The 23,422-nt window shown below is 71.7% G+C and carries 21 protein-coding genes; 8 read left to right on the top strand and 13 right to left on the bottom strand.

From position 1 onward, the window contains the following. Positions 1 to 811 (top strand): calcium-binding protein (locus BKE38_RS22495; protein WP_367596219.1); only part of this gene is annotated, 811 nt, incomplete at its 5' end. 39 nt (positions 812 to 850) lie between these two features. Here BKE38_RS22495 and BKE38_RS22490 read toward each other — a convergent pair. Next, positions 851 to 1,858: an MBL fold metallo-hydrolase gene (locus BKE38_RS22490; protein ID WP_076959467.1), complete on the bottom strand. Its 1,008-nt coding sequence runs from the start codon at positions 1,856 to 1,858 to the stop codon at positions 851 to 853. Beyond that, positions 1,855 to 2,670 (bottom strand): ATP-binding protein, encoded by an 816-nt coding sequence (locus BKE38_RS22485; protein WP_076959473.1) that lies wholly within the window; start codon positions 2,668 to 2,670, stop codon positions 1,855 to 1,857. Before BKE38_RS22485 ends, BKE38_RS22490 begins: the two co-directional genes overlap by 4 nt. A 159-nt stretch (positions 2,671 to 2,829) precedes the next feature. On the opposite strand from BKE38_RS22485, the gene yajC reads away from it, so the two are divergent. Then, positions 2,830 to 3,177, top strand: a complete 348-nt coding sequence (gene yajC / locus BKE38_RS22480; protein ID WP_076959466.1) for a preprotein translocase subunit YajC — start codon at positions 2,830 to 2,832, stop codon at positions 3,175 to 3,177. Positions 3,178 to 3,275: 98 nt separating this feature from the next. On the opposite strand, the gene BKE38_RS22475 is transcribed toward yajC, so the two are convergent. Further along, the gene (locus BKE38_RS22475; RefSeq protein ID WP_076959465.1) at positions 3,276 to 3,914 is read right to left on the bottom strand and encodes a superoxide dismutase; all 639 of its coding nucleotides are present in this window, start codon (positions 3,912 to 3,914) and stop codon (positions 3,276 to 3,278) included. A 160-nt stretch (positions 3,915 to 4,074) separates the two neighbouring features. Between BKE38_RS22475 and BKE38_RS22470 the strand changes: the two genes are divergently transcribed. Next, complete coding sequence (locus tag BKE38_RS22470) at positions 4,075 to 4,917, top strand: squalene/phytoene synthase family protein (RefSeq protein WP_076959464.1); 843 nt, start codon at positions 4,075 to 4,077, stop codon at positions 4,915 to 4,917. A 119-nt stretch (positions 4,918 to 5,036) separates the two neighbouring features. After that, positions 5,037 to 5,348 (top strand): hypothetical protein, encoded by a 312-nt coding sequence (locus BKE38_RS22465; protein WP_076959463.1) that lies wholly within the window; start codon positions 5,037 to 5,039, stop codon positions 5,346 to 5,348. A gap of 49 nt (positions 5,349 to 5,397) precedes the next feature. Here the strand turns inward: BKE38_RS22465 and BKE38_RS22460 are convergent, their stop codons facing one another. Then, positions 5,398 to 5,874 carry an Lrp/AsnC family transcriptional regulator gene (locus BKE38_RS22460; RefSeq protein WP_076959462.1) on the bottom strand — a complete coding sequence of 159 codons (477 nt, stop codon included), beginning with the start codon at positions 5,872 to 5,874 and terminating at the stop codon, positions 5,398 to 5,400. 150 nt (positions 5,875 to 6,024) lie between these two features. Here BKE38_RS22460 and BKE38_RS22455 point away from each other — a divergent pair, with 150 nt between their 5' ends. Continuing rightward, positions 6,025 to 7,281 carry a D-amino acid dehydrogenase gene (locus BKE38_RS22455; RefSeq protein WP_076959461.1) on the top strand — a complete coding sequence of 419 codons (1,257 nt, stop codon included), beginning with the start codon at positions 6,025 to 6,027 and terminating at the stop codon, positions 7,279 to 7,281. A gap of 265 nt (positions 7,282 to 7,546) precedes the next feature. Here the strand turns inward: BKE38_RS22455 and BKE38_RS22450 are convergent, their stop codons facing one another. The 4 genes from BKE38_RS22450 to BKE38_RS22435 are packed head-to-tail and all read right to left on the bottom strand — an operon-like array spanning position 7,547 to position 11,046. Continuing rightward, positions 7,547 to 8,368, bottom strand: coding sequence for a MetQ/NlpA family ABC transporter substrate-binding protein (locus BKE38_RS22450; protein ID WP_076959460.1), 822 nt, complete (start codon positions 8,366 to 8,368; stop codon positions 7,547 to 7,549). Positions 8,369 to 8,428: 60 nt separating this feature from the next. After that, positions 8,429 to 9,238: a MetQ/NlpA family ABC transporter substrate-binding protein gene (locus BKE38_RS22445; protein WP_076959459.1), complete on the bottom strand. Its 810-nt coding sequence runs from the start codon at positions 9,236 to 9,238 to the stop codon at positions 8,429 to 8,431. 31 nt (positions 9,239 to 9,269) lie between these two features. Then, entirely contained in the window at positions 9,270 to 9,935 is a 666-nt protein-coding gene (locus tag BKE38_RS22440; RefSeq protein WP_076959458.1) for a methionine ABC transporter permease, read from the bottom strand. A gap of 1 nt (position 9,936) precedes the next feature. Then, entirely contained in the window at positions 9,937 to 11,046 is a 1,110-nt protein-coding gene (locus BKE38_RS22435; RefSeq protein WP_083747783.1) for a methionine ABC transporter ATP-binding protein, read from the bottom strand. 508 nt (positions 11,047 to 11,554) lie between these two features. Between BKE38_RS22435 and BKE38_RS22430 the strand changes: the two genes are divergently transcribed. Together BKE38_RS22430 and BKE38_RS22425 are read left to right on the top strand one after the other, a co-directional pair. Further along, entirely contained in the window at positions 11,555 to 13,318 is a 1,764-nt protein-coding gene (locus BKE38_RS22430; RefSeq protein WP_076959457.1) for a DEAD/DEAH box helicase, read from the top strand. 497 nt (positions 13,319 to 13,815) lie between these two features. Beyond that, a complete protein-coding gene (locus BKE38_RS22425) occupies positions 13,816 to 15,051 on the top strand; it encodes a M20/M25/M40 family metallo-hydrolase (RefSeq protein WP_165694257.1) in 1,236 nt (411 codons plus the stop codon). A gap of 7 nt (positions 15,052 to 15,058) precedes the next feature. Here the strand turns inward: BKE38_RS22425 and BKE38_RS22420 are convergent, their stop codons facing one another. Next, positions 15,059 to 15,856, bottom strand: coding sequence for a FadR/GntR family transcriptional regulator (locus BKE38_RS22420; protein WP_083747781.1), 798 nt, complete (start codon positions 15,854 to 15,856; stop codon positions 15,059 to 15,061). A 91-nt stretch (positions 15,857 to 15,947) separates the two neighbouring features. Then, positions 15,948 to 17,534, bottom strand: coding sequence for an ABC transporter substrate-binding protein (locus BKE38_RS22415; protein ID WP_076959456.1), 1,587 nt, complete (start codon positions 17,532 to 17,534; stop codon positions 15,948 to 15,950). A gap of 120 nt (positions 17,535 to 17,654) precedes the next feature. Here BKE38_RS22415 and BKE38_RS22410 point away from each other — a divergent pair, with 120 nt between their 5' ends. Further along, a complete protein-coding gene (locus BKE38_RS22410) occupies positions 17,655 to 18,590 on the top strand; it encodes a nucleoside hydrolase (RefSeq protein WP_076959469.1) in 936 nt (311 codons plus the stop codon). A gap of 63 nt (positions 18,591 to 18,653) precedes the next feature. Here BKE38_RS22410 and BKE38_RS22405 read toward each other — a convergent pair whose 3' ends face one another. From BKE38_RS22405 to BKE38_RS22395, 3 genes are all read right to left on the bottom strand, one after another. After that, a complete protein-coding gene (locus tag BKE38_RS22405; protein WP_076959455.1) occupies positions 18,654 to 21,605 on the bottom strand; it encodes an ATP-binding protein in 2,952 nt (983 codons plus the stop codon). A gap of 1 nt (position 21,606) precedes the next feature. Continuing rightward, positions 21,607 to 22,737: a TRAP transporter substrate-binding protein gene (locus BKE38_RS22400; RefSeq protein WP_083747784.1), complete on the bottom strand. Its 1,131-nt coding sequence runs from the start codon at positions 22,735 to 22,737 to the stop codon at positions 21,607 to 21,609. A 298-nt stretch (positions 22,738 to 23,035) separates the two neighbouring features. Beyond that, the gene (locus BKE38_RS22395) at positions 23,036 to 23,308 is read right to left on the bottom strand and encodes a hypothetical protein (protein WP_076959454.1); all 273 of its coding nucleotides are present in this window, start codon (positions 23,306 to 23,308) and stop codon (positions 23,036 to 23,038) included. Between the last annotated feature and the right edge of the window lie 114 nt (positions 23,309 to 23,422).

The raw sequence follows: 23,422 nt of genomic DNA, 5'->3' as shown, positions 1-23,422 counted from the left end.
CGGCAACGACTACCTCTATGGCGACATCGGCCGCGACACGCTGCGCGGCGGCGCCGGCAACGACCGCCTCGACGGTGCGGCGGGCGCCGACCTGATGGACGGCGGCGCCGGCAACGACACCTATCTGATCGACGATGTCGCCGACCGCGTCGCCGAGCTCGCCGACGAAGGCATCGACATCCTCTCGGTGAAGCTGATCACCGCCTACACCATGGCCGCCAACACCGAGACCATGATCTTCACCGGCGCCACCGCCTTCGCCGCCACCGGCAACGACACCGACAACAGCATCACCGGCGGCGCCGGCGACGACACCCTCTCCGGCCGCGGCGGCGACGACCTGCTCCGCGGCGGCGCCGGCCAGGACAGGCTGATCGGCGGCGATGGCCAGGACCGCCTGCTGGGCGAGGCCGGCGACGACGGGCTGCAGGGCGGCGACGCGGCCGACATCCTCTCCGGCGGCGAAGGCAACGACCGGCTGGACGGCGGGGCAGGGGACGACATCCTGCAGGGCGGCCGCGGCGACGACCTGGCCTATGGCGGCGCGGGGAAGGATACCTTCACCTTCCTGCGGCAAGGCGGCGGGCCGAACCTGCACACCTACCACCTGACCATCGCCGACTTCGCCGCCGGCGAGGACACCATCCTGCTGCCCCTGCCGGCCAACCGTCAGAAGGAGCTCAGGATCACCGAGGATGACAAAGGCACCACCATCACCTGGCCCGATGCCGACGGCGGGGCCTGGATCATCACGGTGCTCGACCACACCGCCGCGGAACTGAAATTCGGGGTGGATCTGATCTGGAAGTAAGCGAAGGCCGGGGGCATTAAATGCCCCCGGACCCCGACGTCAGAAAGCAAGCAGGACCGTCTCGCCCAAAGCGGGGGCGCGGAACGCTTCTTCAGGCACCCCGGCCGCAGCGCGCGCACGCGCCAGCTCGACCACCGGCGCGTCGATCCCCTCCTGCGTCAGCTTGAAGGTGCCGAAATGCATCGCCAGCGCACGCTCGACCCGCGCGGCGAGAAACGCCTCCACCGCCTCGGCCGGGTTCACATGCACCTTGCTCATGAACCAGCGCGGCTCATAGGCGCCGATCGGCAGCAGCCCCAGGGCGAAAGGCCCCAGCCGCGCGCCGATCTCGGCGAAATGCGGCCCTGCGGCGGTGTCGCCGGCAAAGTAGATGCGGGCCCCGCTGCGCCCCTCCAGCACGAAGCCGCCCCACAGCGCCTGCGCCCGGTCGCCCATGCTGCGCGCCGAGGCATGCTGCGCCGGCACGTAATGCACCGGCAGGCTGCCCGGCAGCATCGCCGGCTGCCACCAATCCAGCTCCAGCACGTCGTCCATGCCGTGCTTGGCCAGCAGCGCGGCATTGCCCAGCCCGGTGATGATCCGCGGGCGGAACCGCTCCTGCAGCCGCTTCAGCGTCGGGATGTCGCAATGGTCGTAATGGTTGTGGCTGACCAGCACCGCGTCGATCCGTGGCAGCAGGTCGAAAGCCAGCCCCGGCGCCCGCACCCGCTTCGGCCCGGCGAAGCCGAAGGGGCTGCAGCGATCGCTCCAGATCGGGTCGATCAGCAGGTTCGGCCCCCCCGCCACCTGAATCAGGAAGCTGGAATGGCCGAGGAAGGTGATCGAGGCATGCCCGGGCGGCGGCGCCATCGGCACCGGCTGCGGCGGATCGTCGACCCAGGCGGGCCAGGGCGCGCCGCCGCCCTCCCGCATCATCCGCCAGACCGCGGCCAGTTCATGGCCGGCCGGGCTCCCGTCGGGATTGAGAAAAACGCGCCCCTGGCGCTGCGCCCCCTTGGGGGGCGTCAGCGCCGGCTGGCGCGGTTGCGGCGCAGCATCATCCTTCATCCGGGCATGGCTACGCCGAGCCGGCCCGCCAGGTCCAGGATGAACTGCCACGCCACCCGCCCCGACCGCCCGCCGCGCGTCACCGACCATTCCACCGCGCCGCGATGCAGCTCCTCGGCCGAGACCGGCAGCTTCAGGCTGGCCGCATAGGCCTCGACCATGGCGAAATAGGTCGCCTGGTCGGCATTGTGGAAGCCGATCCACAGCCCGAAGCGGTCGCTGAGGGAGACCTTCTCCTCCACCGCCTCGCCGGGATTGATCGCGGTGCTGCGCTCGTTCTCGATCATGTCGCGCGCCATCAGGTGGCGCCGGTTGCTGGTGGCATAGAACAGCACATTGGCCGGCCGGCCCTCGATGCCGCCGTCCAGCACCGATTTCAGCGCCTTGTAGTCCTGGTCCTCGCGCTCGAAGGACAGGTCGTCGCAGAAGACCAGGCTGCGCCGCGGGCTGTCGCGCAGGATGTTCAGCAGGTCCGGCAGGCTCCGGATATCCTCCCGCTGGATTTCTATGAGAGCCAGGCTGCCGGGGACCTCGCCATTGGCCGCCGCGTGGGTCGCCTTCACCAGCGAGGACTTGCCCATTCCCCGCGCCCCCCAGAGCATCGCGTTGTTCGCCGGCAGCCCGCGGGCAAACCGGAGAGTGTTCTCCAGCAGCAGCGCCTTGGCCCGCTCCACCCCCTGCAGCAGGCTGATCTCCACCGCCGCCACCCGCGGCACCGGCGCCAGGCGGGCGGGCTGGCCGGCCGCCGCCGGATGCCAGACGAAGGCATCGGCGCCCTTCAGATCGGGGCGCGGCGGCGGCGGCGGGGCCATGCGCTCCAGCGCGGCCGCGATTCGCGCCAGGGTGGGCAGCAGCGGGTGGTCGGCGTGTGACAAACTGTTCGCTCCCTTGGGGCCTCGCCGCGAAGTGTTGACGGCAGGGGCGCGGAGGCTAGTTTCGCCCGCCAACCCCGGCAAGACGGAAGCCAAACGATGTTCATCTCCCCCGCCTATGCCCAGGACGCCGCCGGCGGCGCGGTCGGCATGGTCATGCAGCTCGCGCCCCTCATCCTGATCTTCGTGGTCTTCTACTTCCTGCTGATCCGCCCGCAGCAGAAGCGCGCCAAGGACCACCGCAACATGCTGGGCCAGCTGAAGCGCGGCGACCGTATCATCACCGCGGGCGGCATGATCGCCACCGTCGCGCGCGTGAAGGAAGGCTCGGAGGAGATCGAGATCGACCTGGCGCCGAACAACACCCGCGTCACCGTGGTCCGCAGCACGATCAGCACCCTGATCCAGCCGCCGTCCACCGCCGCCAACGACGCCAAGCCGGGCTGATTCTTCCGGCCGCCAGGCAAAAAGAAACCCGGGTGCCGCGTGGCGCCCGGGTTTTTTTACGACCCCCGGGCGCCAGCGGCGCCCGGAAAGCGAAAGAATCAGGCCGACTGGCCGGACTTCAGGCCGCCCGAGGTCAGCAGGCTCTCGACCACTTCCCAATTGACGAGCTTGTTCAGGAAGTTGTCCAGGTAGTTCGGGCGGACGTTGCGGAAGTCGAGGTAGTAGGCGTGCTCCCACACGTCGGCGCCGAGGATCGGCGTGCCTTCGCCGGTCGAGATCGGGTTGGCGCCGTTCGCCGTCTTGGTGACCTTCAGCTTGCCGCTGGCATCGACGATCAGCCAGGCCCAGCCCGAGCCGAACTGCGTCACGCCGGCCTGCTTGAAGGCCTCCTTGAACTGCGCCAGGCCGCCGAAATCCTCGTTGATCTTGGCGCCGATCTTGGCCGGCAGGCTGTCGCCGCCGCCGTTCGGCTTCATCACCTGCCAGAACAGCAGGTGGTTCCAGTGCTGGCCGGCCTGGTTCAGCACCGGCAGCCCGTCGGCGCCCGCCTTGCCGGCTTCGGCGACGATCTGCTCCAGCGACTTGCCGGCCAGGCCCTTGCTCTCGACCAGGCCGTTCAGCGCCGTGACATAGGCATTGTGGTGCTTGCCGTGATGCAGCTCCAGCGTCTCCTGGCACATGCCGGAGGCGGCGAGGGCGGAGACGTCATAGGGCAGGGGCGGAAGGCTGAAGGCCATGGGGCGTTCTCCCGAAGGAATGTCCGAATCGGACGAGGCAGGCTGTCGAGGGCATCGCGGATGCGGTGCCCGGCCACCGAAGAGCTAGGCGTGCCCCCTGCATGCGTCAAGCAAGCCAGACGCCTGTTGCGCGCCACGGAACTGTGTTCATAACCCTGCAATGGCCGACCCTGCTGCGCTCTCCCCGCTCGCCGAGCTTGCCCGGCGCAACGATCCCGACCGTTTCCTCTGCGCCCTCTTCGCGCCGCCGGCGCAGCGCGAGGTGCTGTTCCTGCTGATCGCCTTCAACCACGAGCTCGCCCGGGCCCGGCAGGCGGCCAGCAACAGCATGACCGCGCTGATCCGCCTGCAATGGTGGCGCGACGCGGTGGAGGAGGCGGCGACCTCCGCCGCCCCGCGCCGGCACGAGGTCGCGACCCCGCTGGCCGCCGCCCTGCGCGAGGGCCGCCTCGATGCCGCCACCCTGCAGGGCATGATCGATGCCCGCGAGGTGGAGATGGAGGAAGACATCCCGAGCCTGCCGGCGCTGCTGGCCTATCTGCGCGGCTCGGCGGGCGGCTTCGCGGTGGCCGCCGGCCGCACGCTGGGGGCGGGGCCCGAGCATCTGGCCGGGCTGCAGGCGCTGGGCGCGGCCTTCGGCATGGCCGCCCTGCTGCGCGGCATCCCGGCCCAGGCCATGCAGGGCCGCAGCCTGCTGCCGGCCGACCTTCTGGCCGAGCGCAACCTGACCCCCTCGGATGCCGCCCGCGACCCGCGCCAGCCCGGCACCGCCGAGGTGGTGCGCCAGCTCGCCGGCGAGGGCCAGCGCCTGCTGGCCGAGGGCCGCGCCCGCGCCAAGGGCCTGCCCCGTGCGGCGCTGGCCGCGGCCCTGCCGGCCCGGCTGGCGGCGCGCGACCTGGCCCGGCTGGCCTCCACGGCCAACGACCCGGCCCAGCCGCCGCCGCCGCGGGGCCTCGGCGACCGGGTGGCGGTGATCTGGGGCGGCCTGGTGGGGCGCGGCTGAATCATCATTCAGAATGATGGTTGCTATCCACGATCCGCGTTTCCAAATGATCGGTCGAGGGGTCATCTTCCTCTCAGACGGCGGGGCACCCCCGCCACCGAGAGTGAAGGACCACCACCATGACCCGTATTTCCGCCATGCCCGCCCTGATGCTTGCCGCCGGCCTGGCCCTGGCCCCCAGCCTGTCGCAGGCGCGGGACCTGCTGGCGAACACCAACAACGCCTCGGCGACCGGCAGCCCCTTCGCCTATTCGATGCAGGTGACCCAGTCGCGTGACCAGGACCTGCCGCTGAAGATCGGCCATTCGGCCAGCGCCAGCGAGCAGCCCGCCAGCGTCGCCGGCACCACCACCCGCCATGCCCCCCTGTCGCTGATCGTCGGCAACAGCGCCGGCGCCAGCAGCTTTAACACCAGCAGCTTCGGCGGCTGAACTTCCGGACGGCCTTCAAAAAAGCCGGCCCCTCTCGGGCCGGCTTTTTTCATTCTGCGCCGCCCGCCCAGCTTTGCCCGCGCACCACGGTGCGGATGGCGAAGGCCGACTGGATCCGCGCGACGCCCGGCATGCGCGACAGCTGCTCCTTGTGGATGCGCTCGTAATCGGCGGCATCCCGCGCCTCGACCCGCAGCTGGTAATCCGCCGAGCCCGTCATCAGGTAGCATTCGCAGACCTCGGGACAGGCGCGCACCGCCGCCTCGAAGCGGTTGAAGGCATCCTCGGTCTGCCGCTCCAGCGTGATCTGCACGATCACCGTGGACTTCGCCTGCGGCAGGGAATCCTCGATGATCGCGGTATAGCCGCGGATGATGCCGCTGCCCTCCAGGAGCCGCAGCCGCCGGAGGCAGGCTGAGGCCGACAGGCCGATCGCTTCGGCCAGCGCGGCATTGCTCATCCGCCCGTCGGCGCGCAGCAGGCGCAACAATTTCCGGTCCAGAGCGTCCAGTACGGGCGGTTGCATATTCTTCGACGGTTTCGCAGAATCTTCGAAAGGATGGCGCAGAATTCGCATCATCTTGCGCCGATCGCAAGCACCTGCCGTGGAATCCAGCCTAGCATCAGGTCCTGCCCCGGGCTCAAGGCGCCCTCGTCAGGGCAGAGCGGAGCGGCGATGAAGGTTCTCATTCTTGGTGCCGGCGTGGTCGGCGTCACCTCGGCCTATTACCTTGCCCGCGCCGGGCATGAGGTGGAGGTGGTGGACCGCCAGACCGGCGCCGGCCTCGAGACCAGCTTCGCCAATGCCGGCCAGGTCTCCTTCGGCTATTCCTCGCCCTGGGCTGCCCCGGGCATCCCCTTCAAGGCGTTGAAGTGGATGTTCCAGCAGCATGCGCCGCTGGTGGTGCGGCCGAAGCTGGACCCGCTGCAATGGTCCTGGATGCTGCAGATGCTGAAGAACTGCACGGCATCGGCCTATGAGACCAACAAGTCCCGCATGGTGCGCGTCGCCGATTACAGCCGCAGCGCGCTGGCCGATCTGCGCGCCGAGACCAGCATCGAATATGACCACCGCGAGCGCGGCACGCTGCAGATCTTCCGGACCCAGAAGCAGCTGGACCATGTCGGCGACGACCTGAAGGTGCTGAAGCAGTACGGCGTGCCCTACGAGGTGCTCGATGCCGCCGGCTGCGTCGCGGCCGAGCCGGCCCTGGCCCGCGTGAAAGAAAAATTCGTCGGCGGCCTGCGCCTGCCGCAGGACGAGACCGGCGACGCCCATATCTTCACCCAGCGCCTGGCCGCTATCTGCGAGGGCATGGGCGTCACCTTCCGCTACGGCACCAAGATCGAGCGCCTGGCCCTCGACCAGGGCGACATCCTGGGCGTGGTCACCGACCAGGGCCTGCTGACCGCCGACCGCTACCTGCTGGCCCTCGGCAGCTACTCGCCCCAGCTGCTGGCGCCGCTGCGCCTGAACGTTCCCGTCTATCCGGTGAAGGGCTATTCCATCACCATGCCCGTGGTGGATGCCGAGGCCGCCCCGGTCTCCACCGTGATGGACGAGACCTACAAGATCGCCATCACCCGCCTCGGCGACCGCATCCGCGTCGGCGGCACGGCGGAGATCGCCGGCTTCGACCTGCGCCTGCACGACGAGCGCCGCGACACGCTGCTGCACTCGGTGATGGACCTCTACCCCCAGGGCGGCGACCCGGCCCGCGCCCTGTTCTGGTGCGGCCTGCGCCCGATGACGCCCGACGGCACCCCCATCATCGGCCCGACCCGCTACAGCAAGCTGTTCCTGAACACCGGCCACGGCACGCTCGGCTGGACCATGTCCTGCGGCAGCGGCAAGCTCGCGGCGGATCTGGTGACGGGGCAGCGTCCCAACATCCAGTATGAAGATCTGGCGCTGTCGCGCTACGCAGCCTGAAGAGAAAGACCGGGTAGGCCAGGGGAATGAATTCCCCTGGACCCCATCTTTTTTCTATTCATTGGCCGTGGGCTGACCAGCACTACAACAAAGCCGACACCCTGGCTTCACCGTGGGACGCCATCATACAAAAGCAGCGCGACCTCAAAGGTCGCGCTGCGCCTTGGCCGTTGTGCCCGTGGTCTCCACGTGGACACGGCAGTCTGACAGAAAAAAGATGGGGGTTCGGGGGAATTCATTCCCCCGACCTTCCTCTGCCTTCTCTTCAGGCCCCCACGATCACCGACCCACCAAAGGTCTTGTCGCAGAATTCCTTCACCGCCGGGTCGGCATAGGCGCGGGCCAGCTTGGTCGCCCAGGGCTTGGCTTCGTCGCCCTGGCGGGTCACCACCAGCACGGTGTAGGCGCTGTCGGCGCCTTCCACGGCCAGGCCTTCCTTCAGCGGGTTGAGGCCGGCCGGCACCGCGTAGTTGCCGGTGATGGCCGCCGCGTCCACGTCCTGCAGGCTGCGGGCGATGGAGGCCGCCTCCAGCTCGACGATGCGGATGCGCTTCGGGTTCTCGGTGATGTCGGCGATGGTGGCGCGGTAGTCGGCGCCCGGCTTGAGGCTGAACACCCCGGCCTTGGCCAGCAGCAGCAGCGCGCGGCCGCCATTGGTCGGGTCGTTCGGGATGGCGACGCGGGCGCCGTTCGGCAGGTCGGCGAGCTTCGTGTATTTCTTGCTGAACACGCCCATCACCGTCAGCACGGTCTTGCCGACCACGGCGAACTTGTAGCCGCGCTGTTGCTGCTGCGCCTCCAGGAAGGGCAGGTGCTGATAGGTGTTCGCCTCGATCTCGTTGGCCGCCAGCGCCACGTTCGGCTGGATGAAATCGGCGAACTCGGTGATCTTGATCTGGAAGTTGTCGCGCGCCAGCACGTCGCGCACCACTTCCAGCACCTGGCCGTGCACGCCGGCGGTGACGCCGACCCGCAGCGGGCGGGCGGCGGTGCCGAATTCGCCGGCGCCTTGCGCGAGGGCCGGCAGGCGCAGCGCCGGCAACAGCAGCGCGCCGCCGGCCAGGATCAGGGAGCGTCGGTTCAGCATCGGTCGGAGGTCCTTCTCGGCAAGGAATGCCGGGGGCGGGACCCCCGGCCGGGCTGGGGATCAGAAGGCGGGAACGACGGAGCCCTGGAAGGTGTCCGCCACGAACTTCTTCACCTCGTCATTCTGGTAGGCGGCCAGCAGCCGCTTGACCCAGGGCGCGTCGCGGTCGTCGCGATGCACGGCGATGAGGTTGGCGTAGGGGCTGTCGCTGCTCTCGATGGCGATGGCGTCGCGCACCGGGTTGAGGCCGGCCGGGATGGCGAAGTTGGTGTTGATCGCCGCGGCGTCGAGCTCGTCCAGGGTGCGCGGGATCTGCGCCGCTTCCAGCTCGATGATGCGCAGGCGCTTCGGGTTCTCGACGATGTCCGCGACGGTGGCGCGGAAATCGGCACCCGGGGTCAGCTTGAAGGCGCCGTTGGCCGCCAGCAGGGCGAGCGCGCGGCCACCATTGGTCGGGTCGTTCGGCACGGCGACGCGGGCGCCGCTGGCCAGCTCGGACAGCGCCTTCACGCGGCGGGAATACAGGCCCATCGGGAAGATCATGGTCTTGCCGACGGCAACCAGCGGCAGGCCGCGATCCTTCACCGCCTGGTCCAGGAAGGGCTGGTGCTGGTAGCAGTTGGCGTCCAGGTCCTTCGCCGCCAGCGCCGCGTTCGGCGTGATATAGTCGGTGAAGGGCACGATGCGCAGCACCAGCCCGTCGCGGGCGGCGATCTTCTCGACGAATTCCAGCACCTGGCTGTGCGGGCCGGCGGTGGCGCCGATCTTCAGCGGGCGGCCAGGGGTGCCGATCGCGGCGCCCTGGGCTAAGGCGGGCAGGGCGGGCAGGGTGAGGGCGGCGCCGAGCAGCGTCCGACGGTTCAGCGACATGGGCGTTCTTCCTTGTTGCGGCGAAAAGGAATCAGCGGCGGCGGATGCGGCGGACGATCCAGTCGCCGAGCGACTGTAGCCCCTGCACGAAGACGATCAGCACCACGACGACGCTGGCCATCACCTCGGGCATGAAGCGCTGGTAGCCGAAGCGGATGCCGAGGTCGCCGAGCCCGCCGCCGCCGACCGCGCCCGCCATGGCCGAGTAGCCGACCAGGCTGACGAGCGTCACGGTGACCGCGGCGATCAGCCCGGGCATGGCCTCGGGCACGACGACCTTGACCAGGATCTGCAGGCGGGTGGCGCCCATGGCGCGGGCGGCCTCGATGACGCCGCGGTCGACCTCGCGGAAGGCGGTCTCGAACAGGCGGGCGATGAAGGCGGTGGCGGCGAGCGCCAGGGGGACGATGGCGGCGGTGGTGCCGATCGAGGTGCCGGCGACGAGCCGCGTGAAGGGCACGATCGCCACCATCAGGATGATGAAGGGCGTCGAGCGCACGGCGTTCACCAGCAGGCCGAGCGGCCGGTTGGCCAGCCCGTTCTGCGCCAGGCCGCCGGGGCCGGTGGCATAGAGCAGCAGCGCCAGCGGCAGGCCGAGCAGGATGGCAACGGCGGCGGCGCCACCCACCATGGTCAGCGTCTCGATGGCGGCATCGACGAAGAGCTGCTCGAGCGCGGGGTTGAGCCAGGGGATCATGTCAGTGGCCCTCCACCGCGCTGTCAGGGATGGGGGTGATGCCGAGGCCGAGCTCGGCGAACCAGGCCAGCGCCGCCTCGATCTGCTCCGGCGCGCCATAGGCAGCCAGCGCCATGATGCCGAAGGGCTCGCCGGCGATCTCGTCGATGCGGCCCGAGATGATGTTGAGGTCGAGGCCGTAGCGGCGCGAGGCCTCGCTGATCACCGAGCGCGTGCTGTTCGGCCCGGCGAAGAGCACCTGCAGCAGCCGCCGCGCCTCGCCCGCGCCGGGGGCGGGCAGGCGGGCCACGGTGCCCGGCGGGATCGAATGGCCGATGGTGTCGGCGATGAAGCGGCGGGTGGTCGGGTGCGCGGGCCGGGTGAAGACGTCGAAGACGCGGCCTTCCTCGATCACCTGGCCGCGCTCCATGACGGCGACGCGGTCGCAGATTTCCTTCACGACTGCCATCTCATGGGTGATCAGCAGCACGGTCAGGTCGAGCTGGTCGCGCAGCGTCTTGATCAGCCCCAGGATCTCCTGGGTGGTCTCCGGGTCGAGCGCGCTGGTCGCCTCGTCGCAGAGCAGGATCTTCGGCCGCGGCGCCAGGGCGCGGGCGATGCCGACGCGCTGCTTCTGCCCGCCCGACAGCTGCGTCGGGTAGTTCTTCGCCTTCTCGGCCAGGCCGACCAGGGCCAGCGCCTCGGCCACGCGCGTCTTCCGCTCGGCCGCCGGAACGCCGGCCACCTCCAGCGGGAAGGCCACGTTGTCGGCGACGGTGCGCGAGGCCAGCAGGTTGAAGTGCTGGAACACCATGCCGATGCCGCGGCGCCGCTCGCGCAGCGCGGCGTCGTCGAGGCCCAGCAGCTCCTCGCCCAGCACCCGGACCGAGCCGCTGTCCGGCCGTTCCAGCAGGTTCACGCAGCGGATCAGCGTGGATTTCCCCGCCCCCGAGCGCCCGACGATGCCGAAGATCTCTCCGGGCGCGACACTGAGAGACACGCCGTCCAGCGCCTTCACCAGCGTGCTGCCGGATGTCGAGAAATGGCGCCTGAGCTCCGTCAGCCGGATGGCGGCCTCCGGAATGGCGGTTTCGCCGGGCAGGGTGCCCGGCGTGGCAATGGCAGCAGACATGGCAGTTCCGGCAGTTCTGGAGCGGGAGAGGCTCGGGCGGCGCCGCGGCGGGCGCGGCCTCCGCTCAGGGACAGGTCAGGACAAAACGCATGGGCACCTCGGGGCTCTCCAACAGGGTCGGATGGTCCACGAAGCGACCAAGGTCCGCGGCATCATGCCCGCGGGACCGCTGCCCGGCTTCCTGGCGCTTTAGCACTTGGTGTCGCGGCGCAAGCTGCATCCGTCAAATCCCCGCGGGAAGCGATAGTGCGCTTCCGGCGCGGAGAATGGTGAAACCACAGCCAAGGCGCAAGCGCTGATCCGCTGGAAGCCTCGCCATGGGTCCATGCGTGCGCTGCATGGCTCACCGTCGTTTGCGCGCAAGCCGTGCAAAGCCGTTCCAAAGCCTGTAGAAGGCCGCCTGTTCGAGGCCGACCGGCGTATCACCGCCTCATGGCCTTTCCCTGAGCGCGGCACCCGAATGACGGGTGCGCCCATTCCCAATACTCCGGCGGAATTCTCGAAAAACATGCCTTTTCCTGCGATGCCCGAAGCGCTGCTGCGCGCCCTGTCCGAACGCGGCTATGCCGAGCCGACCGGGGTGCAGGCGGCGGTGCTGCAGCCGGAGACCGCGGGCCGCGACCTGCTGGTCTCGGCGCAGACCGGCTCCGGCAAGACCGTGGCCTTCGGCCTGGCCCTCGCACCCGAGCTGATGGCCGGCGCCGAGCGCATGCCGCCGGCCGGCGCGCCGCTGGCCATCGTCGTGGCGCCGACCCGCGAGCTCGCCCTGCAGGTGCGCACCGAGCTGTCCTGGCTCTATGCCGCAGCCGGCGGCCGCGTCGTCAGCTGCGTCGGCGGCATGGACCCGATGGCCGAGCGCCGCGCCCTGGCCCAGGGTGCGCATATCGTCGTCGGCACGCCGGGCCGCCTCTGCGACCACCTGAACCGCGGCAACCTGCAGCCCGAGGCGGTCCGCGCCGTGGTGCTGGACGAGGCCGACGAGATGCTCGACCTCGGCTTCCGCGAGGAGCTGGAGGAAATCCTGGGCGCCGCGCCGGAGGATCGCCGCACCCTGCTGTTCTCGGCCACCGTGCCGCGCGAGATCGCCCGCCTGGCGGAGAGCTTCCAGAAGGACGCGCTGCGCCTCGAGGTGAAGAGCGAGGGCGGCCAGCATGGCGACATCGCCTATCAGGCGGTGACGGTCGCGCCGCATGACGTGGAGCGCGCGGTGGTCAACCTGCTGCGCCTCTCCGACAGCCCGCGCGCCATCGTCTTCTGCTCGACCCGCGCGGCGGTTGCCCGTCTGCAGGGCAACCTGGCCGAGCGCGGCTTCTCCGCCGTCGCCCTCTCCGGCGAGCTGTCGCAGGCCGAGCGGTCCCGCGCGCTGCAGGGGCTGCGCGACGGCCGCGCCCAGGTCTGCGTTGCCACCGATGTCGCGGCGCGCGGCATCGACCTGCCGGATCTCGGCCTGGTCATCCATGCCGAGCTGCCGAAGGAGCCGGAGACCATGCTGCACCGCTCCGGCCGCACCGGCCGGGCGGGGCGCAAGGGCACCTCGGTGCTGATCGTGCCGCCGAACCGCCGCCGCACCGCCGAGCGCCTGCTGGCCGCGGCCCGCGTCCAGGCCGAATGGGGCCCGGCCCCGGCGGCCGAGGCGATCCGCGAGCGCGACGCCGTGCGCCTGGCCGAGCAGACCCGCAGCCTGCTGGCCGAGGAGGCCTCGGCCGACGACCTGTCGGTCGCCCGCGCCCTGGTCGAGGGTGGCGCGACGCCCGAGGCCCTGGCCGCCGCGCTGGTGAAGGTGCTGCGCGCGCCGCTGCCGGCGCCGGAGGAGATGAGCGCCTTCGACGCCGAGCGCCGCCCGCCGCGCGAGCGCGTCGCCGGCCCCGAGGGCGAGGGCGTCTGGTTCCGCATGAATGTCGGGCGCGACGGCAATGCCGATCCGCGCTGGGTGCTGCCCTTCCTCTGCCGCCGCGGCGGGGTGCAGCGCAACGAGATCGGCCGCATCCGCATCCTGGGCCGCGAGACCCAGTTCGAGGTCGCCAGCTACGCCGCCGGCAAGTTCGCCGCCGCGGCGCGCAAGCCGGATGGTGACGATCCGCATATCCGCGTCGAGGCGCTGCCCGAGGGTCCCTCGGCCGGCGGCGCTCAGGGCGGCGGCTATGGTGCAGGCCATGGCGGCGGCGGGCGTGGCCCGGGCGGTCCCGGCCGGTCCTATGGCGGCGGCCATGGCAGCCCGGCGCCGCGCAGCCGCTTTCACGCCGAGCGTCAGCGGCGTGCCGCGGCGCGTTGATTTCTTGACCTAAGCGAATCGGCGGGGTGACGGCTGCGCCCCGCCGGGACTGCAGGGAGCCCACGCGCCGGGCTGTGGCAAGAGCAAGGCAGCAACGCGACGCAGGCCGGGGAGGGCGACTTCCCCGGCCTTTTCCAGGCCCGCGATCCGTTGCGGGGCCGAGCTGAGCCTTCGGCATAATCCATGTGTTTTCAGGGCTTGAGCCGGGTCGGCTCACCCGTCGCCCGATCGGCGACTTCGCAGCCCCTCCCAGCAAGGAAGAGCGTGGCGATCCGCTCTCTCGCCGCCGCTTGATCGCTCCCACGGAAAAGAGATTGGCGCATCGCCGGGCGCCCCCGCATCGTCCCTTTCAACAAGCTGTGCGGTTGGCGAAGCCGACCTGCAGCGCGGCCGCTTCCTTGCTAAGGCGCCTCCTCAGGGGTCGCCGGGCAGGAGGCGGGGATCGACAGCGTCAGGTTCGAGCGATGGTAGTCCTTGCAGCGCAGGGAGAGGTCTGGATGCCTTGGGATGAGCGGCCCGAAACGGACCTGCTCGACGCGCTGGCGCTCGACCGTCTTGGCCTGGCGGCGCCGCTTCTCGGCGCGACCGGCTGGATCGACGATCTGGCGCGGCTGGTCGCGGTGGACACCGCTGCCCCCCCGGGCCAGGGCTATGGCGAATTCGCGACCCTGCTGCAGGACATGTTCGCCCCGCTCGGCTTCGGGCTGCGCAGCCTGACTGTGCCGGAGGATGCCTTTCCCGGCACCCCCGCCGGCGGGCCGCGGATCAATCTCATCGCCAGCCGGCGCAGCGGCCGGCCGATCTGCACCCTGCATTTCCAGATGGACACGCCGCCGGCCGGGCCGGGCTGGACCCGCCCGCCACTGACCCTGACGCGGCAGGGGCACCTGCTCTACGGGCTGGGCACGCGGCGGATGAAGGGCGCCATCGCCGCGGTCTGGGCGGCGCTGCGCGCGGCCGATGCCGTCGGGCTGGGGCTGCGCTTCGACCCGGTGCTGGCCTTCACCACCGATGGCGGCCAGGGCGCCAATGCCCATGCCGGGCTGCGCTATCTGGCGGAGCAGGGCGCGCTGGAAGGCCACCTGGTCAGCCTGGGCGGGCTGGCGGCGCCGCGGCTCTGGACCGGCAGCCCGGCCAGCCTGGACCTCGAGATCCGCATCCCCGCCGCTGCCGGCGCCGCCGAGGCCGCCCTGCCGGTGCTGTCGCGGCTGACCGCGCTGCAGGGCCGGCTCGGCCAGGGGGTGGACGGCCCGCGGCTCTCGATCACCGCGGTCAGCGCCGAGCAGTCCGGCGAGGCGTCCTCCCCCTTCTGCAGCCTGGCGCTGCACCGGCGGCTGGGCGCGGGAGAGACGGCCGCCAGCATCCGCGCCGAGCTCGACGCCGTGCTGCAGGAGGCGCTGCCGCCCGGCCATGCCGCGACCCTCCGCGAGATGGCGGCGATCCCGGCGGTGGCCGACCCGCATCGCGGTCCGAATGCCGGGCGCTGGCAGCAGGCCCTGCGCTGGGGCTTCGGCTTCGGGCCCGAGGATTTCCGCGAATATGCCGGGGCTGAGCCGTCGGCGCTGGGCTTCGTGCAGCAGGCCGGCGTGTCGGAGATCCTGCAGGCTGGGCTGCAGCGGCCGGGGCAGCCGGCGCAGGGCCCCGACGAATGCACCAGCATCGACGATGTCGAGGCGCTGGCGCGCTCGCTGCTGGCCTATCTGGCCGACGTTCCCGAACTGCCCGCTTTCTGAAAGGGCCTCAGCCGGGCTGGCCGGCCGAGAGGCGCCCGGCCAGCCGGGCATAGCGGTCGCGGCTGGCGGTCAGGTGCCGCCGCATGGCGCTGCGCGCCGCCGCCGCCTGGCCGCCGCTGATCGCCGAGAAGATCCGCGCATGCTCCTCCTGCACCCGGGCGAGATAGGCGCTGCGCGCCTCGGTCTCCTCCAGATAGGGGCGCACCGTCTGGCGCGGGATCAGCATGGGCCCGAGGAATTCCAGGAAGCGCGGGAAGAAGCCATTGCCGGTGGCGGCGAAGATGGCGCGGTGGAATTCCAGGTCCTGCGTCACGGCGCTGTCGCCGGCCTGCACCGCGGCCTCGAAGGCGGCGGCCGCCAGGGCGATGCGGTCCAGGGCGGCCGCGTCGCGGCGCTCGGCGGCGAGGCCGGCGGCCTCGGTCTCGATGGCGATGCGCAGCTCGATCACCTGCAGCACGTCGTTCAGCGAGCGCATCTCGCCGGGATCGATGCGCACCTGGCCGCGGGCGGAAGGATCGGCCACAAACGCGCCCACCCCCTGGCGGGTCAGCACCAGCCCCTCGGCGCGCAGGGCGGCCACGGCCTCGCGTACCACGGTGCGGGAGACGCCGGCCTGGCGCATCAGCGCCTGTTCGGTGGGCAGCCGGTCGCCGGGGCGCAGCCGGCCGGCACGGATCTCGGCGGCCAGCCGGCGGACCAGCTCGGCGGTCAGGTTGGCGGGCGGGGCGAGGGGCGACAGCTCGATGCCATGGCTTCCAGAGCCGGGGCCTGCAGAGCCGGGGCCCCCCGAATTGCGTCCGTCCATGCTGGCTATGGCCTCCTGTCGGGGGCGTTCCGCCCTTCTGCCAAAGCGTATGATTATCATACGAGCGGCAGGAAGGCGAGAATGACGGCCTTTACGGCGCGCGGCTGACGCTGGTGGCCAGCGTCATCTCGTCGGTGCGCGCCTCGTAGCTCAGGCCGCGCCGCATCGCCCAGGTGTTGACCTGGAAATAGAGCGGGATCAGCGCGGTCTGGTCGCGGATCGCGGCGCGGGTTGCCTGGCGGGTCAGCTCGGCGCGCTCGGCATCGTCCATGGTCTGGCGCGCCTTCTGGATCAGCCCGTCGATGTCGGTGTTGCTGAAGCGGCCGCGATTGGCGCTGCCCAGGCCGATCGCCGGGTTCCAGGAATGGATCTGCGTCTCCAGCATGCCCAGCACCTCGGGATTGGGCGAGAAGCCGGCCAGGTTGACCGAGTATTTCAGCTGCGCCGCCTCGGCCAGCCAGACGCCGCGCGGGCGGGTCTCGACCGTCGCCGCCAGGCCGAGCCGGGTCCACATCTGGGCGATGGCCTGCACCACCTGCTCGTCATTGACGAAGCGGTCGTTGGGGCCGTTGACCTGCAGCGCGAAGCCCTGCGGATAGCCGGCCTCGGCCAGCAGCTTCTTCGCCCCGTCCAGGTCGAAGGGCTGCGGCGTCATGTCGGGCGCGGTGCCGAAATAGCCGTCCGGGCCCAGGTCGCCGGCCGCGGTCGCCTGGCCCTGCAGCACGCGGGCGACCAGGGCGTCGCGGTTGATCGCCATGGACAGCGCGCGGCGCACCCGCGGGTCGCGCAGCGGATTGGCGATCGGGCCGCCGCCGCGGGCCTGCACATGCGGGCTGGCCTCGCGGTCGCTGTCCAGCGTCAGGAAGAGCAGGCGGTTGGAAGGGCTTCCGGCGGTCGCGAAGCGGGGATTGGCCTCGAGCTTCCGCATCTGGTCGGGCGGGACGATCTCGATCAGGTCGACATCGCCGGCCTCCAGCGCCGCGGTGCGGGCGCCGGCATTGGCGATCGGGCGGAATTCCACCCGCGCGAAGGCCGGGGCAGGGCCGGCGAAGGCCGGGTTGCGCTCCATCGCCAGCGGGCTGCCGGGCTGCCAGGAGAGATGGCGATAGGGGCCGGTGCCGATCATCGCCCGTCCGGCATTGTAGTCGGCGGTGGTCGCCGTCTCGCCGTGCTTCTTCGAGACGATCATGACCAGCGACAGGTAGTTGGGCAGCAGCGGCGTCGGCTGGTGGGTGCGCAGGCGGAGGGTGCGGGCGTCGACCGCCTCCACCGCCGCGATGGGGCGGGTGTAGGGGCGGAAGGACGACGGCGAGTTCGGCACGTCGCCGGCGCGGGACAGGGTGAAGGCCACATCCTCGGCGGTGACCGGGGCGCCGTCCTGGAAACGCGCCGCCGGGTCGAGGGTGAATTCCCAGGTCAGGGCGTCGACCGCGCGCCAGGCGGTGGCGATGGCCGGCTGCAGCTGCTGGCGGCGGTCCTGCTGCAGCAGCGGCTGGAAGACATGGCGGCTGAAGGCGATGTTGGTGATCAGGCTGGCGTAATGCGGGTCCAGGCTGGTCGGGCCGGATTCGACGCCGATGCGCAGCAGCTCCTGACCGGTCCCTTGGGCACGTCCCGGCGTCGCGGCCAGGCTGGCGAGGGCGGCGGCGGCGAGCAAAGCGCGGCGCAGGCTGGGCATCGGAAGCTCCGGGCGGCATGGGGCGCCGCGGCTGGGCATGGTCCGGCGCGCCGCAAACTGGCATGCTGCAAGGCTGGCCGCAACGCGGGCCGGCTGCCTCGTCCTTGCCGGAAGCCGATGATGACCGTGACGCCCCGCCTTGTGCTGCTCGACTGCGACCCCGGCACCGACGACGCCATCGCGCTGTGGCTGGCGCTGGCCTCGCCGGAGATCGACCTTCGTCTGGTGACCGTCGCGGGCGGCAATGTCGGGCTGGCGCAGACCTTGCCCAATGCCCTGGCGGTGGTCGGGTTGGCGGGGGCGCGGGTGCCGGTGGTGGCCGGCGCCGACCGGCCGCTGGTCGGGCGCTTCCGCAGCGAGACCGACGTGCATGGCGCCGACGGGCTGGGGGGCGTGGTGCTGCCGCCCGGGCCGCCCGCGACGCCCGGCCTGGCGGTGGATGCGATCCGCGACGCGCTGCGGGGCGCGGCGCCGGGCAGCGTGACGCTGGTCGGCATCGGACCGGCGACGAATGTGGCGCTTGCCCTGTCGGCGGAGCCGGCGCTGCTCGACCGCGTCGCCGAGATCGTGCTGATGACCGGCGCGCTGGGCGAGGGCAACTGGACCCAGGCCGCCGAGTTCAATGCCGCCATGGACCCCGAGGCGCTGGCGGTTCTGCTGTCCTGCGGCCGGCCGGTGGTGCTGGCGACGCTGGACCTGACGGCGCAGGCCTTCGTCACGCCGGCGCGGATCGCGGCGCTGCGGGCGGTGCCGGGCGGCGCCTGCCTGCGGGCGGCGGCGGAGATCCTGGCGGCGGTGCCGCCGTCGCGGCGGTTCGGGTTCAAGGGCGTGGCGCTGCACGATCCTTGCGCGATAGCCTGGCTGGTGGCGCCCGGCTTGTTCGCGACGCGAGAGGTGGCGGCGGCGGTGGTGCTGGACGGCGCGGATCGCGGCCGGACGCGGATCGACCGCTGGGGGCGCGACAAGGCGGCGGCGCGCAACGCGCTGTTCCTCGAGAGCCTCGATGCCGACGGCTTCTTTGCAATGCTGGCCGAGCGCCTGTCCCGCCTGCCCTGATGCGGGCGGCAGCACGGGCATAAAAGGGAAGGGGTCCAGGGGAACTCATCCCCCGGGCCTTGCTTACGCCGCTTCCGGCCCGCCGCTGCTGCGCTGGCTGGTCTGCCGCCTGACCCAGGCTCGGAGAGCGGGCAGGGTTTCCTCCAGCGCCGCACGGGCGCGTTCAAGCGCGGGCCCCGGAGCATGGCCCTGCGCCAGGCTGCGCTGGATGTCCTCCAGGGCGCGGGCCAGGCGGCGGGCCCCCATGGTGCGGGCGACGCCCAGCAGGCGATGGGTGGTGGCGCGGATCTGGACGACGTCCGGGTGGGCCAGCAGCGCGCCCAGACTGTCGCGACCGCGTTCGAGCTCGGCGACGAACTCCACCAGCACGGCCTGGGCGGCCGGGCCGAGATCGGCGATCAGCGCCTCGCCGGCGGCGGCGTCGAGCAGCGCCAGGCTGGCGCTGGCATCCTGCAGGCCCGCGGCATCGCCGGCCGGGCGGGCCTGCAGCTCGGCATATTGGCGGACCATGCGCAGCAGGGTGTCGCGGTCGATCGGCTTGGCCAGGTGGCCGTCCATGCCGGCGGCGCGGCAGGCCTCGACCTGCTCGGGCATGGCGGAGGCGGTGACGGCCAGCACGGGCACGCGGTTGCGCGGCGCGGGCAGGGCGCGGATGCGGCGGGTGGCTTCCAGCCCGTCCATCACCGGCATCTGCAGGTCCATCAGCACCAGGTCGAAGCTGCCCTGCTGCACGGCGGCCAGGGCCACGGCGCCATCCTCGACGCAGGTGACATGGTGCCCGGCGCTGGTCAGCATGGCACGGGCGACCAGCCGGTTGGCCGGGACGTCGTCGACCACCAGGATCTGCAGCGGCACCGGCGCGCCGCGCGGGGCCTCGGCCGCCGCCGTCGTGGCCGGGCCGGACAGGGCGGGCGCCAGGCCGGGCTCCGCGGCGGGCAGCGGGGCGGCGGGCAGCGGCAGCTCGACCCAGAAGGTGGCGCCGCGGCCGGGCTCGCTGTCGCAGCCGATGCGGCCGCCCATCAGCTCGGCCAGCTGGGCGGCGATGGACAGGCCGAGGCCGGTGCCGATGCCGAATTCCTGGGAGGGCGCGCCCGGGGTCGCCAGCTGCACGAAGTCGCGGAACAGCAGATGGCGCTGTTCCGCGGGAACGCCGGGGCCGGTGTCCTCCACCTCGAGGCGCAGGCCGGGCCCCGGGATCAGCGGCTGCGCGCGCAAGGTCACGCGGCCGCCGGCCGGGGTGAACTTCACCGCGTTGGACAGCAGGTTCAGCAGCAGCTGGCGCAGCCGCATGGCATCCGCCTCGACCGCGGCGGGGCATTCGGGGGCGACGTCGAGCACCAGGCGCAGGCTCTTGCGCTGGACTTCCGGCATCAGCAGGGCGGCGCTGCGCTCCAGCAGGGGCGCCAGGGCGGTGGGGGCCGTGGAGAGCTCCAGCTTGCCGGCGGCAATCTTGGACAGGTCGAGCAGCCCGTTGACCAGCTCCAGCAGGTGGCGGGCGGCCTCGTTCAGGGTGCGCAGCTGCTCGCGCTGGTCGGGCGCCAGACGCGGGTCGTTCAGCAGCACCTGGGCGAAGCCCATGACGCCGTTCAGCGGCGTGCGCAGCTCGTGGCTCATCCGCGCCAGGAACTGGGTCTTGGCATCGGCGGCGGCGGCGGCGGAATCGCGGGCCGAGGCCAGCTCCTCCATGGCGCGCTTGAGCTCGGTGATGTCGGTGCGGATGCCCACCGTGCCGCCGCCCGGCGTCGCGCGCTCGGTGATCAGCACCCAGCGGCCATCGGGCAGCAGCCGCTCCATCGGCGGGTTGTCGCCGCGATGCCAGCGCCGCATGTCCTGCAGGAAGGCGTCGAGATCCTCGCCGGCCTGCGGATACTGGCCGCGGTAGAAGCCCTCGCGCATGATCTCGTCGAAATGCCGGCCGGGCTCGATGACGGCGGCGCTGACCCGGTAGAAATCCTTGTAGCGGGCGTTGCAGGCGACCAGCCGGTCATTGGCGTCCCACATGACGAAGCCGTCGGACATCGAGTCCAGCGCGTTCTCCAGCATGGCGCGCCAGCGGCTGCGCTCGGCCTCGACCTTCTCGCGCTGGCGCATGGCCAGGAGAAGGGCGGCGGCCAGCGCCGCGACCAGGGCGGCGAAGGCCAGCGAGATGGCCAGCGCCCGGGTGCGCTCCTTCTCCCAGTCGGCCAGCGCGCTGGAAAGCTTCATGCTGGCCGACAGCGACAGCGCCGGATAGAGCAGCGGCCGGGCCGCGGTGATGACGCGGTCGTTGTCGAAGCGGCTCTCCGTCTGGATCGCCGCGTTGCCGCCATTCTCGGCGAGGCGCGCCGAGGTCGCCGGCGACAGCCGCGTGCCGATGCGGGTCTCGTCATGCGGCAGGCTGGCCAGCAGGGTGCCGTCGTCGCGCTCCAGGGTGATGCGCAGGCCGGCGCCCTCGCCGCCGACGGCCAGCAGCGTGCCGATGACCGGGACCGGCATCTCGGCCACCGCCAGCAGCGGGCCGTATTCCGGAATGGTGACGCGGCGCGCCATGAACAGCGACCACTCGCCCGAGGCCGGGTTGCGGAAGGGGCCGCCGATCAGCACGGCGCCGGGGCGCGGCGCGCTTTCGAAGAAGGCGCTGTTCACCGCGAAGGGCAGCGGGCGGCGGCGCGAGACGGCGAGGCCGGTCGCCACCGGCATGCCGTCGGCGCCGACCAGCAGCACGTCGCGGAAGGTGAAGTTCTGGTTGTTCAGCTCCCGCAGCACGCGGTTCATCGCCGCCTGGTCGGGCCGGCCATTGGCCGAGAGCGGCGCCAGGATGGCGGGCAGCCCGGCCAGCATGGCGTCGACCTGGACGAAGGTGCGGTTCAGCGAGGCCTCGACCGCGCGGGCGATGCGGCTGACGGTGTCGGTGCCGCTGCCGATCGCGGCCTCGCGCGCGCGGCCGACCAGCAGCGAGGTCGCGAACCACTGCGCCGCCAGCAGCGCGACGGCGGCCAGCAGGATGACCCAGCGGATGCGGCGGAACTGCTGCATCTCAGTCGCCGCCGCGGGTCATGATGCCGAGCGTCGGGCCGAGATAGGTGTTCCAGGCCTCGGAGCAGTCGCTGCCGCAGCGGTCGACCCAGCGCGGCAGCACGGTCGAGGTCAGCAGCGAGCGGCGGCGCTCGTTGTCGGCGGGGGTCACCGGCACGACGGTCATGCGGCCGCGCCGGCCGGTGGTGCAGGAAGCCCTGCCGACGGCGCAGTCCAGGCCCTCGCCGGTCTCGCGGTCGGCGCCGTCCCAGATGTCGCGCTCGAGATCGGCCAGGCCGGCGCGGAGGGTGGCGCGGACATCCTCCGGCAGGGCCTGCCAGGCGGCCTGGTTGGCGCCGAAGATCGAGACGCCCCAGGTGAGGGCCAGCGCGCTCACATGGCTGGTTACCTCGTGCAGGCCGATGGCGTTGCCGGAGAGGGTGCCGGTGACGGCGCATTCGACGACGCCGGCGCGCATGGCGGGGACGATCTCGGCGAAGGGGATGACCACGGGGGTCGCGCCCAGCGCGTCGAACAGCTCCGCCTGGCCGACCGAGGAGGTGCGGATGCGCCGGCCGGCAAGATCCGCCAGGCCGTTGAAGGGGCGCGAGCACCAGGTGACCTGGGCGGGGTAGGTGTAGACCGAGAGCAGCTCGACGCCGTAGCGCTCCCGAAGCAGCTCCTCCATGTGCGGGCGGTAGAGGCGCACCGTCTCGCGCAGCTTGGCGATGTCGGGGTTCAGCGCCGGCAGGTCGATGGCGTTGAACTCGGGCTCTTCGCTGCTGACCACGGCGACCAGCGCGGTGCCGAAGGGCACGACGCCAAGCCGCATCAGCGGCAGGATCTCCTCCGCCCGGAACCCCGCCCGGTCGAAGGGCGCGATCTCGGCGGTGACGCGGCCGCCGGTCAGCTCGCTGATCTTCTGCCGCCAGAAGGGCTCCTCGTAGCGGGTGTATTGCGAGACATTGGCCAGGCCGCCGATGATCTTCAGCTGGATGCGCTCGTTGCTGTCGCCCGGCGCCTGGGCGGCGGGGGCTTGCGCCACGGCGGGCGTCGCGGCGGCGAGGCAGGCCAGGCCCGCCGCGGCCAGCAGCCGTCGCCAGCCCGGGATGGCAGGCCGGGCGGGCTTGGGCGAAGGAAGCGCTCGGGGCATCATGTCATCCTGTGGCGCCGCGGCGAGCGGGAAGAGGGTCGGCGATCGACTCGGCGAAGCGCGCCCTTGCCCAGGCCTTCCGGCTGCGCCGCGTGCGAGCCTCCGCGGTTGTGCGGGGGCGCGGCTCTGCACGGCGGGGTTGGCGGGCCTCGGCGTCTGCACGTCACGATTGGTCACGTTAAGGTGGGCATAACCGGCCGCGTCGCGTCCAGTGGGATTTGACCGACCGGCCAGGAAAATTGCCAAGCCCGTTCAGTCGGGCGCCGCCGCGGCGGAAGATCGTGCCGAGCCAGGGCGCTCAGGCGAGGCGCGCGCGTATCCATTCCTCGGCCTCGGAGGAAAGCCCGACCAGGGTCGGCTCAGCCAGCGGGGTGACCAGCAGCGCACCGTCATAGCCGGCGCGCCGCATGGCGCCGCGCAGATGCTCGGCCAGGTAGCGGGCGGAGACGGCGCTCTCGACCAGCAGCGAGCCCGGGAAGGTCAGATGCGATTCGGCGAGCTGCCAGACGGCATCCTCCAGCGCCGTGGCGCCGTCGGGCGCCTGATCATGGGCAACCAGCAGCAGGGGCATGACCCGACCTCGCGGAGAATTTTGACGGAGTGTAAAGGGCAAGCCGAGGTTGCGCCAGCAGGGTTCAACCAAGCTGTCACAGCCAGAGGCTTGCGGCCGCCGCGCCGGCGCGGC

The sequence above is a fragment of the Teichococcus deserti genome (assembly GCF_001982615.1).
Classification (GTDB): domain Bacteria; phylum Pseudomonadota; class Alphaproteobacteria; order Acetobacterales; family Acetobacteraceae; genus Pseudoroseomonas; species Pseudoroseomonas deserti.
This window is presented reverse-complemented; position numbering and strand designations above follow the sequence as displayed.

What these genes read in the sequence shown, in the direction of transcription:
- BKE38_RS22490 (WP_076959467.1), bottom strand. Translation starts at nt 1,858, where the DNA reads ATGAAGGATGATGCTGCGCCGCAACCGCGCCAGCCGGCGCTGACGCCC.
- BKE38_RS22485 (WP_076959473.1), bottom strand. Translation starts at nt 2,670, where the DNA reads ATGGCCCCGCCGCCGCCGCCGCGCCCCGATCTGAAGGGCGCCGATGCC.
- yajC (WP_076959466.1), top strand. Translation starts at nt 2,830, where the DNA reads ATGTTCATCTCCCCCGCCTATGCCCAGGACGCCGCCGGCGGCGCGGTC.
- BKE38_RS22475 (WP_076959465.1), bottom strand. Translation starts at nt 3,914, where the DNA reads ATGGCCTTCAGCCTTCCGCCCCTGCCCTATGACGTCTCCGCCCTCGCC.
- BKE38_RS22470 (WP_076959464.1), top strand. Translation starts at nt 4,075, where the DNA reads ATGGCCGACCCTGCTGCGCTCTCCCCGCTCGCCGAGCTTGCCCGGCGC.
- BKE38_RS22465 (WP_076959463.1), top strand. Translation starts at nt 5,037, where the DNA reads ATGACCCGTATTTCCGCCATGCCCGCCCTGATGCTTGCCGCCGGCCTG.
- BKE38_RS22460 (WP_076959462.1), bottom strand. Translation starts at nt 5,874, where the DNA reads ATGCAACCGCCCGTACTGGACGCTCTGGACCGGAAATTGTTGCGCCTG.
- BKE38_RS22455 (WP_076959461.1), top strand. Translation starts at nt 6,025, where the DNA reads ATGAAGGTTCTCATTCTTGGTGCCGGCGTGGTCGGCGTCACCTCGGCC.
- BKE38_RS22450 (WP_076959460.1), bottom strand. Translation starts at nt 8,368, where the DNA reads ATGCTGAACCGACGCTCCCTGATCCTGGCCGGCGGCGCGCTGCTGTTG.
- BKE38_RS22445 (WP_076959459.1), bottom strand. Translation starts at nt 9,238, where the DNA reads ATGTCGCTGAACCGTCGGACGCTGCTCGGCGCCGCCCTCACCCTGCCC.
- BKE38_RS22440 (WP_076959458.1), bottom strand. Translation starts at nt 9,935, where the DNA reads ATGATCCCCTGGCTCAACCCCGCGCTCGAGCAGCTCTTCGTCGATGCC.
- BKE38_RS22435 (WP_083747783.1), bottom strand. Translation starts at nt 11,046, where the DNA reads ATGTCTGCTGCCATTGCCACGCCGGGCACCCTGCCCGGCGAAACCGCC.
- BKE38_RS22430 (WP_076959457.1), top strand. Translation starts at nt 11,555, where the DNA reads ATGCCTTTTCCTGCGATGCCCGAAGCGCTGCTGCGCGCCCTGTCCGAA.
- BKE38_RS22425 (WP_165694257.1), top strand. Translation starts at nt 13,816, where the DNA reads ATGCCTTGGGATGAGCGGCCCGAAACGGACCTGCTCGACGCGCTGGCG.
- BKE38_RS22420 (WP_083747781.1), bottom strand. Translation starts at nt 15,856, where the DNA reads ATGGACGGACGCAATTCGGGGGGCCCCGGCTCTGCAGGCCCCGGCTCT.
- BKE38_RS22415 (WP_076959456.1), bottom strand. Translation starts at nt 17,534, where the DNA reads ATGCCCAGCCTGCGCCGCGCTTTGCTCGCCGCCGCCGCCCTCGCCAGC.
- BKE38_RS22410 (WP_076959469.1), top strand. Translation starts at nt 17,655, where the DNA reads ATGACCGTGACGCCCCGCCTTGTGCTGCTCGACTGCGACCCCGGCACC.
- BKE38_RS22405 (WP_076959455.1), bottom strand. Translation starts at nt 21,605, where the DNA reads ATGCAGCAGTTCCGCCGCATCCGCTGGGTCATCCTGCTGGCCGCCGTC.
- BKE38_RS22400 (WP_083747784.1), bottom strand. Translation starts at nt 22,737, where the DNA reads ATGCCCCGAGCGCTTCCTTCGCCCAAGCCCGCCCGGCCTGCCATCCCG.
- BKE38_RS22395 (WP_076959454.1), bottom strand. Translation starts at nt 23,308, where the DNA reads ATGCCCCTGCTGCTGGTTGCCCATGATCAGGCGCCCGACGGCGCCACG.